Origin of the sequence: Alcanivorax quisquiliarum, from assembly GCF_023051175.1 — a bacterium.
Lineage (GTDB): Bacteria > Pseudomonadota > Gammaproteobacteria > Pseudomonadales > Alcanivoracaceae > Isoalcanivorax > Isoalcanivorax quisquiliarum.
This window is the reverse complement of record NZ_JALKII010000012.1, coordinates 1-11,848: the sequence shown is the minus strand read 5'-3', so window position 1 is coordinate 11,848 and position 11,848 is coordinate 1. Positions and strand designations below refer to the sequence as shown.

The following is an 11,848-nucleotide window of genomic DNA, read 5'->3' as shown; positions in this document are numbered from 1 at the left end:
CAGGGGATCTAATGTTATGGCGTTGACCAAGTCAGAGCTTATCGAGCGCATTGCCGCCCGTCAGAAACAGCTTTCACCCAAGGATGTGGAGCTGGCGGTAAAGGGCCTGATAGAAGAAATGGCGGACACCCTGGCCAACGGTGGCCGTATCGAAATCCGTGGTTTTGGCAGTTTTTCCCTGCATTTTCGCGCGCCGCGTATCGGCCGCAACCCCAAGACCGGTGCCTCGGTCGAACTGCAAGGCAAGTACGTTCCCCACTTCAAGCCCGGCAAGGAGCTGCGCGAGCGCGTCAACAAGGCCATGCTCGACAATCCTGGCCAGGCAGCAGGTGAGGGCGATCTCGCCGATATCGAACCCATTACCCGCGCCGCCTCAGCGGCCGGCCGCTGAGCGCCACCGTGCGCTGGCTGGCCAACTTCCTTCTGATACTGCTGGCCGGGCTGCTGTGCTTCGCCGGTCTGTTATTTCTGCTGGGTAACCCCGAACCGGTGAGCCTTGAGCTGCTGGTCACCGCCTGGCAACCCCGTGCGCCTCTGGGCCAGTGGCTGCTGTTGTTCCTGCTCGGCGGGCTCGTGCTCGGCCTGGCAGCAGGGCTGCTCGCCGGCGCCAGCCTGCGCAAGCGCCACCGCCCGCCAGGAGGCTAAGTCATGCCGGCCTCCCTGTGGTTGCTGGCGCTGCTGTTTCTGGCGGTGGCCAGCGGTTTCCTGCTGGGGCGCCTGGATCGGCTCCGCCTCCCGCGCCGGCGCCGGTTACGGCCCTCGCACCTGCCAATGCGGCTGGGCGAGCCCGCCGATCAAGCGCTGCGCACCATGCTCGACAACCTTGATTGCAGCCCCGAAGAAATCGATACCCCCTTGGCCCTGGGTCGCCTGTATCGCAAACGCGGTGAACTGGATCGCGCTACCTTGATTCACCAGCGCATGCTCGATAACAAGCACCTGCCCGAGAGCGTGCGCGAAGATGTGGAACTGGAGCTGGCCCTTGATTTTCTCGCCGCCGGCCTGCTGGATCGCGCCGAGCAAGTGTTGCAACAGACCGTGGACCGGGGCGGGCGCCACGCACCAGCGGCCATGCGGCACCTGATGTCGATTTTCGAGCAGGAGCGCGATTGGCACAGCGCCCTCGCCATGGGCGAGCGGTTGCTGCGACGGCAGGGCGATATCGCACCGGTGCTGGCGCAATATTGCTGCGAACTGGCGGAACGTCTGCTGGAACACGAGCCGAAAGCGGCGCGCCGCCTGCTGCGCCGCGCTCTGGCGCTGGATGGCCAGTGCGTGCGTGCCAGCCTGCTGCAAGGGCAGCTTGAAATCCGTACCGGGCAATGGGAAAACGCACTGCGTGCCCTGCGCCGCATCCGCCGGCAGAACCCGGCTTTTCTGGATCAGGCGCTAGACGACCTGGAGCGGTGCTATCAGGCGCTGGGGCGCGAAGACGACATGCTCTCTTTCCTGCTGGAGGCCTGCCTTACCGCACCCTCCAGCCTGTTGGTGGTGAAACTTGCCCAGGTGCTGCGCCAGCGCGCCGGCGCCCAGGAAGCCACGCTGTTTCTGGCGCAGTACATGAAACAGGTGCCATCCCTGCAAGGGCTGCACGAAATTGTCGAAATGAATCTGGGGCAGGCCGAAGGCAGCACCCGCGAGCATCTGGATACGCTCCACCAACTCACCCGACAGCTGCTCGCCCGGCGCACCGCCTTTCAATGCAGTCAATGTGGATTCAGTGCCCAGGCGCTGCATTGGCAATGCCCCGGCTGCAAGCACTGGGCGACCATTGCCCCCGCCCCGAGCACAGTGGTCTAATGCACCCGGCCGCGCCCGCGCCCGCGCCCGCCAGCGCCGAGCGCACCGAACGGGCGCGTTGAGGCGCGGCAGCGACGCAGCTCGGAAGCGCCCGCAAGGGCGCAATTGGAGGGCGCCCGCAATGGTGCAATTTGAGAAAGCGCCCGAAAGGACGGAAAGCGCCGCAGGGGTGCAACGGGAAGGCGCCCGCAGCGGCGCAATTGGAAAGCGTCGCATCGAGCAGCTAAGCAGCTAAGCAGCTAAGCAGCTAAAAAGCACCGCAGTGGCGCAGCAAAAAAGGTTCATCGTCGATTTCCGTGGAGCCTTTATCGATGGACTCGTACTCTTAAGCCCAGATTTTATGGGTTTTGGAGCGAGCCATACTGGACAGGAAGGCGATAGAGACGCTGGGCGGCTGGGCCGGCATCGGGTTGCCGACCTCCGTTAAACACCAGCATCGTCGAGAGCATCAATAACACCATCGAGGTGATCAAGCGCAGGGCCTACGGCTACCGGGATCAGGAGTATTTCTTCCTCAAAATCCGTGCCGCCTTCCCCGGTATTCAACGATGAACCTTTTTTAAGCCCCTCTCCCCTGGTGGGACAAGCGAAGCGCAGAACAGCCACAGGCTGGCCCGAAGGGTGAGCGAAGCGAATAAGGGGTTGGGGAGAGGGGGAGATTATGGCAGGTAATATATACTCGGCACTTGAGCGAGAACGAAACTGGCTAGCGCTCGGGATTTTTTGACTGTGGAATTTTTATAGAAATTTCTACTGAAGAGAAGTGAAAGTAGTGCAACATGTAACGGGTGTCGTGACAGCTGAAAGTTCGTCGCCCCCTCTCCCCCAACCCCTCTCCCACAAGGGGCGAGGGGAGCAAGAGCGCTTCGCGCCCCCTCGGGCCAGCCTGTGGCTGTTCTGCGCTTCGCTTGTCCCACCAAGGGAGAGGGGCGAAAAAAGCTCGGTATTTTGGACAATCCATTGGTGCTTTCACGGATATCGGAAATGCCTCCACGGAAATCGACGATGAACCAAAAAAAGCCACCTCGCTCATCTCGGCCAACCTTCACGACCGCAAAAGGAACACTTCAATGCCCGCTTCATCCCCGATCATCGTCGCCCTGGATTACCCCGAAGCCGCCGCCGCCCAGGCCATGGCGCAGCAGCTTGATCCCGCCCAGGTGCGCGTGAAAGTAGGCAAGGAGCTGTTCACCCGCAGCGGCCCGGCGGTGGTCGAGGCATTGCAGAAGCTGGGCTTTGAAGTATTTCTGGACCTGAAATTCCACGATATTCCCAACACCGTCGCCGGCGCCCTGCGCAGCGCAGCAGCGCTGGGCGTGTGGATGGTGAATGTGCACGCCAGCGGCGGCCGCCGCATGCTGGAAGCCTCGGCCGAAGCGCTTGCCGGCGTCTCACACCGGCCTCTGCTCACCGCCGTCACCGTGCTCACCAGCATGGGGCAGGACGATCTGGCCGATATCGGCATCACCGCCACCCCGCAAGAGCAGGTGCTGCGGCTGGCGCAACTGGCTCAGCGCAGCGGTATTGATGGTGTGGTCTGCTCCGCACAGGAAGCCCGGATGCTGCGCGAGGCCTGCGGCGCCTCGTTTTGTCTGGTCACGCCGGGTATCCGGCCCGCCGGCGCGGATGCCGGCGATCAGACACGCATCGTCACGCCCCCCGAAGCCCAAGCACTGGGTGTGGATTACATGGTAATCGGCCGGCCAATTACCCAGGCGAAAAATCCTACAGCAGCAGTAGCCGATATCATACAAAGCCTGACAGCAAACGCTTAAGGGTTTTGTCGGCATTGGCTGACAAGCTCCGGCAGCGGCAGCCGTTAAGGTAAGCACTCCTGTTAGCAACTTTCACAACGGAGTGTGAATCATGATGAGCTTAAAAGGTATGTTATGGGCCTGCCTGCTGGCACTGGGTCTGGCGAGTACCCCGGCGCTGGCCGAACCGGCCATCGACGCCATCCCCATCGTCAATATCAATCAGGCTGGCGCCGAAGAACTGGCCGAGGCGCTCACCGGCATCGGGCTGGCGCGCGCCCAGGCGATCGTCGCCGACCGCGAACAAAACGGCGCTTACCAATCCGCCGATGAGCTTGCCAGAGTGCGTGGCATCGGCGCGAACACCATCGAGCGCAATCGCGCCCGCATCCGCACCGAATAGCCCCTGATCTTGCTCGAAGCCGGCCCGGCGCATCAGCCGGGCCGTTTGCCCGACATCTGCGCTGGCCTTCGCCTTGTGCCTGCATCAAAAAATGCGTATTACCCAAATCCGATTTCCCAAAAAGTGCTTTGTCACACATTCGCATACCCTTCACAGACGGTATAGTGAGGGCCGCAGCGGCCCGCTGCCGTGGGCGAGGCTGTCATTTAGTGGACAAGTAACGCGGCTATTGTGCTGATCGGTGTGCTGATTAGCGTGCTGATTAATGTATCGATCAGTGGCGCTTTGTGTGCTTTTCGCCGCAAACGAGAGCAAGGGAATCGTAAAGGAAGTGATAGCACTATTGACCCGGTGCCGCTCATCGGGCACCCTCTGCGCGCCCTCTCATACTACAGGGAGCCACTTGTCAGGGATGTTGACGCGCTTTCTCCAATTGCTCCCCCGTTTGGGAGAAGAGGGTGCCGCTTTGCACGCGCGTCGAGTCAGCGCGCCACGGCGCCGCTCGAAAAGCCTTGCGCTAGCCGCAGCCCTCGGTCTGCTCGCTTCCTCCGGCCTGGTTCACGCACGCCCCTGGATCGAGCCCGGCGACATGCGCGCCCGCCACAGCTTGCAATGGCTGGTGGATCAGGGCTGCCTGAATATTCCCCTGAGCACCTGGCCCGTCATGTGGGCCGATATCAGCCCCGCGCTGGATAACCCCGATGCCGCCGCGTTCTGCCGCGATAGCCTGGCCTGGCGTTACCTGCGTTTTGAACGTGATTTTCATGCCTCGGAGCGCCTGCAAGCGAGCCTGACCGCCGGCGCCGCCAGCCGCGAGCCGCTGTTTCGGGATTTTGCCGGTGGCCCGCGCGAAGAAGGTGAAATTGCCGCCCGGCTGGAATGGGTCGGCGGCGGCCTGGCAGTGGGCCTGGCCGGGAGCTATTCCCATGACCCACGGGATGGTGATCGCGCCCGCTACGATGGCTCATACCTGGCCGGCACCCTCGGCAACTGGGTGCTCGGCGCCGGCGCTATCGACCGTTGGTGGGGCCCGGGCTGGCACAGCAGCACCGTCATGTCCACCAATGCCAGGCCCGTGCCTGGCGTCTGGATCAACCGCAAGAGCGCCCGCCCATCCGGCTGGCGCCCGGCGAGCTGGCTCGGCCCCTGGAATATCATCGCCTTTGCCGGCCGCATGGAAGGAGAACGGGTGGTGCCCAACCCCTACCTGCTCGGCGCCCGCGCCACCTTTCGCCCCTGGCGGCATCTGGAGATCGGCCTGAGCCGTACCGCGCAGTGGGGCGGGGAAGGGCGGCCACAGAGTTGGTCGTCGCTCTGGGACTCAATTCGCGGCAAGGATAATCTGACTGCGGAACAGGGCGAAGGTCCAGGAAACCAGCTCGGAGGTGGAGACATCAGGTTAGGTTTCCCCTTGGGCAGCGCGGCTATTGGGCTCTATGTTCAAGCGACTGGCGAAGACGAAGCGGGGAGCATGCCTTCGAAGTTCATGACTATGAGCGGTGTCGATCTGGCCACACGGTGGTGGGGTGGTGAGCAGCGCGTATACCTGGAGTACGCCGACACCACCGCTGGCAGCTGGTCCGAGCGCCGCCCGAATGTAGCGTATGAGCACTCAACGTATCAGACAGGTTACCGCTTCAATGGACGTAATATCGCCTCGACCTGGGAGGGGGATTCCCTGGTCACCACCTTGGGGGCGATGCACTTTTTCCGCAACGGCAGCGATCTGGGCCTGACCATCAGCCAGGCCCATCTGAATCGCGATGGCACCATGCGTGGCCGGGCAGCCGGCGGCTCAGTGCCGGTGCTGGAACTGCCGGACGCGCAAAAGGTCATGATTTATGCCGCATCGTATCGTCGGCCATTGCTCGGCGGGCGCATTACGCTTGCGGGTTATTACACCGATAAGGAAATCGACACCGTGTTGCGCAGCTGGTCGCGTGGCACCCTGATGGCTTCCTGGGAGTATCGCTTTGACTGATTCTCTGATCGCCGGGCGTCGCCGTAGCGCGGCTGGCCCGGCCGCCTCGATACACACGCGCCGTTTGCCCCGCCAGGCGCTGCGTTTGTTGCTCGGTGTCAGCGCACTGGGCTGGCTGGCAGGCTGCACTCTGGTGCCGGGCTCGCATATTTCGCAGCCATCTTCCAGCCCCTGGTTCAATGGCGAACAGCGCAGCGACAGCGAGCGCCTGCCGGATATCGTGCGCGTGCGCGAGATCACACCGGGGCTGCCCGTGGCCGCCCAGCAAGCGCCGCAACCCCAATTGCCACCGGAGCTGGAGCGTGAGCTGACGCATTATGACTACGTCGTCGGCCCCGGTGATGTGCTCAATATCACCGTCTGGGACCACCCCGAGCTGACCATTCCTGCCGGCTCCATGCGCAGCCCGTCCGAAGCCGGTAACTGGGTGCACAACGACGGCACCATTTTCTACCCGTATGTAGGTTCCATCAGCGTCGCCGGCCTGCGCGTGACCGAGATCCGCGATCTCATCACCGAACGCATCTCCCGCTATATCGAGAACCCGCAGGTGGATGTGTCCGTGGCCGCGTTTCGCTCCCAGCGGGTGTATGTCTCCGGCAGCGTGCGCGAGCCGGGTGCCTATCCCGTCACCAACGTCCCCATGCGGCTGCTGGATGCGGTCAACGCCGCAGGCGGGCTGGATGAATATGCCGACTGGCGGCAGGTGATCCTTACACGTGACGGCCAGGATTACATCCTGTCGTTGCGCGCCATCTACGAGCGCGGCGATGCCCGCTACAACGTGCTGCTGCGCAGCGGTGACGTTGTGCACGTGGGCCGTGGCGATGACAACAAAGTCTTCGTGCTGGGCGAGGTCGAGCGTCCCAATGCCCTGGTCATGGGGCGCAACGGCCTGACACTGGCCGAAGCGCTGGCCGAAAGCGGCGGCATCAACGAACTGCAAGCCAATGCCTCGGGAGTTTTCGTGATGCGCCGCGCCGAAGATATAGAGCCGAGCGGCGAGCGCTACATTGATCTCTACCAGCTCAACATGAAGAACGCAGCTGCATTGGTGCTGGCCGATGAATTTGTGCTCTCGCCTCGCGATATCGTCTATGTCACGGCAGCGCCGGTTGCACGCTGGAACAGGCTCATTTCCCAGCTGCTGCCCACCGTGCAGGGTCTGTATATGGGAGCCCGCACAGAGCGTGAGCTTGATCGCTGATGTTTGATTCTATTCTGGTCGTATGTGACGGCAATATCTGCCGCAGCCCCACCGCAGCAGTGCTGCTTGCCAATGCCACCGGCAAGCAGGTTACTTCGGCGGGGCTGGTGGCGCTGGTGGATCACGATATGGATGCGCTGGCGCGTGAAGTGGCGCTTGAAAATGGTCTGGAGTGCCCGCCGCACGTGGCACGCAAGCTGACCAGAGAAATGTGCCGCGCCGCTGATCTGATTCTGGTAATGGAAACCCGGCAGCGGGATCGCGTTGCAGCGCTGGCGCCCGAGGCAAGTGGCAAAACGCTGCTGTTGGGCAAATGGCTGGGGGAAAAGGAAGTGCCTGATCCATACAAACGCCATCGTGAAGTTTACGATCACGCGTACAAACTGATTACCCAGGCGGTAGATGCCTGGGCCAAACGACTTGCTTGACCGGAGTGCCGGATGACACAAGATAACACACGCAATACCGGGGGCCGGTCTGGAATGATGAAAGAGAGCATGGATGAAATCGACCTGACCCGACTGTGGGCGCTGCTGGTCGATCATCGTGGGCAAATTATCGGCGCCACCGTACTGGCATTTATCATCGGTGTGCTCTACACCTTCATCGCCACGCCGGTGTACCGCGCCGACGCGCTGCTACAGATCGAAGCGCGGCAATCCGGGCTGCCAGTGCTTGGCGACCTTAGCGAAATGCTGGGCGGCGAAAGCTCCGCGCAAACAGAAATCGAAATCGTGCGCTCGCGCATGGTGCTCGGCAACGCGGCCGACGAGCTGCGCGCCGATATTCGCGTAGCGCCTTCGCGTGCACCCATCATTGGCCGCTTTTTCGGCCCGTCCGATCGCGATAACCAGATCCTGTTTTCCGGTTGGGGCGATAGCGAACGGCAGCTGTGGATAGAGCAGTTCACCGTACCGGACTGGCTGCTGGGCGAAACCTTTGTGTTGGAAACGGGTGATGAGCCAGGTGCATTCCGGCTGCTGCTGGAAGATGTCGAAGTACTCGCCGGGCAGCAGGGGCAGCTGCTCAATAGCAGCGACGGCCGTATCAGCCTGAAAGTGCTTGAGCTGAATGCCGAGCCTGGCACCCGCTTCGATGTGCGCAAGCTGTCCCGGCTGGCGGTGATGCAGCAATTGCAGAGTAGCCTCAGTGTGGGTGAGCGCGGCCGCAACACCGGCATCCTCAACCTGAGCATGACCGGCATCAACCCCGCCCGTGTGCAACAGACACTGGATGCCGTAGCTCGCAATTACCTGATGCAAAATGTGCAGCGCCGTTCAGCGGAAGCCGAGAAAAGCCTGGAATTTCTCGATGAGCAAGTGCCGCAGATTCGCGATGAACTGAATGATGCCGAGGAAAAGCTCAATGCCTACCGGCTTGAAAGCGAATCCGTGGATCTCTCGCTGGAAACCAAATCCGTGCTCGATCAACTGGTGCAGCTGGAGGCCAAACTCAACGAGCTGAAATTTCACGAGAGCGAAGTCAACCGCCTGTACACCCGCGAGCACCCGGCCTATCGCACCCTGCTGGAGCAACGTAGGAGCTTCGAGCAAGAGCGCGATCGCCTCAATCAGCAGGTCAAGAACCTGCCGGAAACACAGCAGCAGATACTACGCCTGATGCGCGATGTGGAGCTCAACCAGCAAATCTACGTGCAACTGCTCAACCGCGTGCAGGAGCTGCGCATCATGAAAGCCGGCACCGTCGGCAACGTACGGATTATTGACAACGCGCAGGTACTGCCCGAGCCGATCAAACCGAAAAAGCCCCTGATCGTCGCGCTGGCGACATTGCTTGGCCTGATGGCCGCCATCGGCATGGTATTCGTGCGTGCCGCCTTCAACCGTGGCATCGAAAGCCCCGATCAGCTTGAGCAAGACGGCATCCCCGTCTACGCCACGCTGCCACTTTCCGAAGATCAGGTAAAGAACGAACGCCTGCTGGCCCGCATCAGCCGGCGCCGAGGCACTGCACCAAAAATCCACCAGCTGCTGGCACAGACCAACCCGGGCGACTTGACCGTCGAGGCCCTGCGCAGCCTGCGCACCAGCCTGCATTTTGCCATGCTGGAATCCACCAATAACGTGCTGATGTTCTCCGGCCCCAGCCCCGATGTAGGCAAATCTTTCGTCTCGGCAAACTTCGCCATGGTGCTGGCGCAAGTGGGCCAACGCGTGCTGCTGCTCGACGGCGATATGCGCAAAGGGCACCTGCACCGCTATTTCACCGAAAATCCATCGGTAGGGCTTTCTACCTATCTTGCCGGGCGCCACAGCATCGACGAGATCACCGTGCGCACCGATGTGCCAGGGCTCGATTTCATCAGCCGTGGCGAGATACCGCCCAACCCTGCCGAGCTGCTCATGCACCCGCGCTTCGGCCAATTGATGGAGCAACTGAGCGCCGCGTACGATCTGGTGCTGATCGACACACCGCCGATCCTGGCCGTCACCGACGCTGCCATTATCGGCCGCAGCGCCGGCACCAGCCTGGTGGTAACCCGTTACGGCCGCAACTCTGTGCGCGAAGTGGAGCAGACCCTGGATCGCTTCGAGCGCAACGGCGTGCAAATAAAAGGCTGTATCCTGAACGCAGTGGAGCGCAAGGCCAGTAACGCATACAGTTATTACGCTTACGAGTACAAATAACAGATGCCGGCGCGGCTGGCGCGCCCGGCGCACTATGAGCATCAAAGATGGCCGGCTGGGGGATCAGCCGGGATGCGAAAGAGCGAAGGAGTGGCATTATGGGAAGCGCAACAACCAGCGAGCGAGTTCGGGAAGTTGTACCAGGCGCCGCCAAAGCAGAGCAGGGAGCACCGCGCTGGTATCTGTTGCAAACACGGGCACGGCAAGAACAGCGGGCACGGGATCATCTGAAAAATCAGGGCTTTCACTGCTTCCTGCCGGAGATCGACATTCAGGCCCGCCACAGCGGCCGCCTGATCACACGGCGCGAAGCCCTGTTCCCCGGTTATTTGTTCATCCAGCTCACCTATCTTGCCGACAACTGGGCACCGATCCGTTCCACACGGGGCGTGCAGCGTATCGTCAGCTTCTCCGATACAGAAACGCCACCGCCAGTGAGTAACGCACTTGTGGAAGCCATTCAGCATCGCGTAGCACGGCCGTCGGCCGCACCCAGCGCCATCTTCAGCCCCGGCGACCGGGTATTTATCACTGAAGGCCCGTTTGCCAATATCGAAGCCATCTTTGATTGCTTCAACGGCGAAAAACGTGTGTTCGTCCTGCTGAAAATGCTCCAGTCAGCCCAGCGGATGAGTTTTCCCCTGCGCAGCGTTGCCCGGCGAGTGTGACCCCTGAAACAACAACGCCAAAGCTGAAACGTCAGCACTTGGCGCCCCCCGCATCGATCGGAGATACTGCTGTTCAATGACTGAACATACAGACCCGAATCAGCGAGTCGCCGACGAAGCTCACTACCGCCTGCTGGCCCTGCTTGAGAAAGAGCCGCAGCTCTCCCAGCGTGAGCTGGCAGAGCGTCTGGGCGTAAGTCTCGGCAAGGTGAACTACTGCGTGCGCGCACTGGTGGAGAAAGGCTGGCTGAAGGCCGGCAACTTTCGCCGCAGTAATAACAAGCGCGCCTATATCTATCAGCTGACCCCTCGTGGCCTGCGCGAAAAAACCGCGATGGCCGTGCGTTTCCTGCGCCGTAAGGAAGCCGAACACGACGCCCTGGTGCGCGAAATCGCCCGCTTGCGGGCAGAGATCAAAGGTTCTACGGAATCCTGAGCGCCGCCGGGCTTGAGCACCGGCCGGCCGAGCCCTCAAAAGCCACACAAGGCAGCACTGCCACGCTCTCGGGGAATAACGTTCAATCCCGGGGCGGTAGCGTGCCAGGGCTCATGTAGCGAGCCACATCACGGATAGGAAAAAATATTCAGCACCGGTGGGTTTTAGCACGGCATAATCAAAGTAACCGTCGCAATATTCCCAGAGAATAACGTTCAGTTCTGGGCCGGTAGTGCGCCCAGCCTTACGTCGCGCGCCACATCCCCTACAGGGGAAAAATGTTGAATACTGGTGTGCTTCAGCACGGCACAATCGAAGCAGCCCGTCACAGCTTTCCAAGGGAAAACTTCAGCGCTGGAGTGTTGCCCTGCTCAGCTCCGTGCAATCGCCCACAGAGGAACCCGATAATGGATTATCGCGCCGACTACGCAAAGGAATTGCGCACCAATATGACAGACGCCGAACATTTGCTTTGGCGTCACTTGAGAGCCTGCCGCCTCAACCAGCAAAAATTCAGACGCCAGCAGCCAATAGGGCGTTACATCGTCGATTTCGTCAACTTCAAAGCCCGGCTCATCATCGAAGCCGACGGCGGCCAACACAATGAAAGTGCAACAGACCAAAAGCGAGACAGCTGGCTACAAAGCCAAGGCTTCCAAATACTCCGCTTCTGGAACAACGACATCCTGCAAAACACCGAAGCAGTACTGCAAACTATCTGGAACACCCTGGAAACTATCCAAAAAAACGAACCCTGAACAAACATAACATCAAGCTTTAGCCCCTCTCCCCTTGTGGGACCAGCGAAGCGCAGAACAGCCGCAGGCTGGCCCGAAGGGTGAGCGAAGCGAATAAGGGGTTGGGGAGAGGGGGGGATTATGGCGGGAAATATACACTCGGCACTTGATCTGGAACGAAACTGACTAACGCCCGGGATTCTTTGGCTGTGGG

12 protein-coding genes and 1 pseudogene are annotated in these 11,848 nt (G+C 61.1%); all 13 read left to right on the top strand.

What is annotated here, in order from left to right:
- The first annotated feature begins 16 nt into the window (after positions 1-16).
- Positions 17-391 carry an integration host factor subunit beta gene (gene ihfB, locus MU846_RS13415; protein WP_503467111.1) on the top strand — a complete coding sequence of 125 codons (375 nt, stop codon included), beginning with the start codon at positions 17-19 and terminating at the stop codon, positions 389-391.
- An 8-nt stretch (positions 392-399) separates the two neighbouring features.
- Entirely contained in the window at positions 400-645 is a 246-nt protein-coding gene (locus MU846_RS13410) for a hypothetical protein (RefSeq protein WP_246953580.1), read from the top strand.
- A 3-nt stretch (positions 646-648) separates the two neighbouring features.
- Positions 649-1,800, top strand: a complete 1,152-nt coding sequence (lapB, locus tag MU846_RS13405; protein ID WP_246953578.1) for a lipopolysaccharide assembly protein LapB — start codon at positions 649-651, stop codon at positions 1,798-1,800.
- A gap of 399 nt (positions 1,801-2,199) precedes the next feature.
- Positions 2,200-2,352 (top strand): annotated as a pseudogene (locus MU846_RS13400) (transposase); the annotation flags it as partial.
- A 518-nt stretch (positions 2,353-2,870) separates the two neighbouring features.
- Positions 2,871-3,575, top strand: a complete 705-nt coding sequence (gene pyrF / locus MU846_RS13395) for an orotidine-5'-phosphate decarboxylase (RefSeq protein ID WP_246953577.1) — start codon at positions 2,871-2,873, stop codon at positions 3,573-3,575.
- A gap of 91 nt (positions 3,576-3,666) precedes the next feature.
- Positions 3,667-3,957: a ComEA family DNA-binding protein gene (locus tag MU846_RS13390; protein ID WP_246953575.1), complete on the top strand. Its 291-nt coding sequence runs from the start codon at positions 3,667-3,669 to the stop codon at positions 3,955-3,957.
- A 466-nt stretch (positions 3,958-4,423) separates the two neighbouring features.
- Positions 4,424-5,938, top strand: a complete 1,515-nt coding sequence (locus MU846_RS13385; RefSeq protein ID WP_246953574.1) for a capsule assembly Wzi family protein — start codon at positions 4,424-4,426, stop codon at positions 5,936-5,938.
- A gap of 79 nt (positions 5,939-6,017) precedes the next feature.
- Positions 6,018-7,145, top strand: coding sequence for a polysaccharide export protein (locus MU846_RS13380; RefSeq protein ID WP_503467112.1), 1,128 nt, complete (start codon positions 6,018-6,020; stop codon positions 7,143-7,145).
- Positions 7,145-7,573 carry a low molecular weight protein-tyrosine-phosphatase gene (locus MU846_RS13375; protein WP_246953570.1) on the top strand — a complete coding sequence of 143 codons (429 nt, stop codon included), beginning with the start codon at positions 7,145-7,147 and terminating at the stop codon, positions 7,571-7,573. The genes MU846_RS13380 and MU846_RS13375 overlap by 1 nt, the downstream gene beginning before the upstream one ends.
- A gap of 12 nt (positions 7,574-7,585) precedes the next feature.
- On the top strand, positions 7,586-9,793 hold the full coding sequence (locus MU846_RS13370; protein WP_246953569.1) for a polysaccharide biosynthesis tyrosine autokinase: 2,208 nt from the start codon (positions 7,586-7,588) through the stop codon (positions 9,791-9,793).
- A 98-nt stretch (positions 9,794-9,891) separates the two neighbouring features.
- A complete protein-coding gene (gene rfaH, locus MU846_RS13365; RefSeq protein WP_246953567.1) occupies positions 9,892-10,461 on the top strand; it encodes a transcription/translation regulatory transformer protein RfaH in 570 nt (189 codons plus the stop codon).
- A gap of 76 nt (positions 10,462-10,537) precedes the next feature.
- Complete coding sequence (locus MU846_RS13360) at positions 10,538-10,897, top strand: MarR family EPS-associated transcriptional regulator (protein WP_246953565.1); 360 nt, start codon at positions 10,538-10,540, stop codon at positions 10,895-10,897.
- A gap of 407 nt (positions 10,898-11,304) precedes the next feature.
- On the top strand, positions 11,305-11,655 hold the full coding sequence (locus tag MU846_RS13355; protein ID WP_246953563.1) for an endonuclease domain-containing protein: 351 nt from the start codon (positions 11,305-11,307) through the stop codon (positions 11,653-11,655).
- Positions 11,656-11,848: the final 193 nt, after the last annotated feature.

Excerpts from the sequence above, each read along its gene's own strand:
- MU846_RS13355 (WP_246953563.1), top strand. The coding sequence starts at position 11,305 with ATGGATTATCGCGCCGACTACGCAAAGGAATTGCGCACCAATATGACA.
- lapB (WP_246953578.1), top strand. The coding sequence starts at position 649 with ATGCCGGCCTCCCTGTGGTTGCTGGCGCTGCTGTTTCTGGCGGTGGCC.
- rfaH (WP_246953567.1), top strand. The coding sequence starts at position 9,892 with ATGGGAAGCGCAACAACCAGCGAGCGAGTTCGGGAAGTTGTACCAGGC.
- MU846_RS13360 (WP_246953565.1), top strand. The coding sequence starts at position 10,538 with ATGACTGAACATACAGACCCGAATCAGCGAGTCGCCGACGAAGCTCAC.
- MU846_RS13370 (WP_246953569.1), top strand. The coding sequence starts at position 7,586 with ATGACACAAGATAACACACGCAATACCGGGGGCCGGTCTGGAATGATG.
- MU846_RS13390 (WP_246953575.1), top strand. The coding sequence starts at position 3,667 with ATGATGAGCTTAAAAGGTATGTTATGGGCCTGCCTGCTGGCACTGGGT.
- ihfB (WP_503467111.1), top strand. The coding sequence starts at position 17 with ATGGCGTTGACCAAGTCAGAGCTTATCGAGCGCATTGCCGCCCGTCAG.
- pyrF (WP_246953577.1), top strand. The coding sequence starts at position 2,871 with ATGCCCGCTTCATCCCCGATCATCGTCGCCCTGGATTACCCCGAAGCC.
- MU846_RS13375 (WP_246953570.1), top strand. The coding sequence starts at position 7,145 with ATGTTTGATTCTATTCTGGTCGTATGTGACGGCAATATCTGCCGCAGC.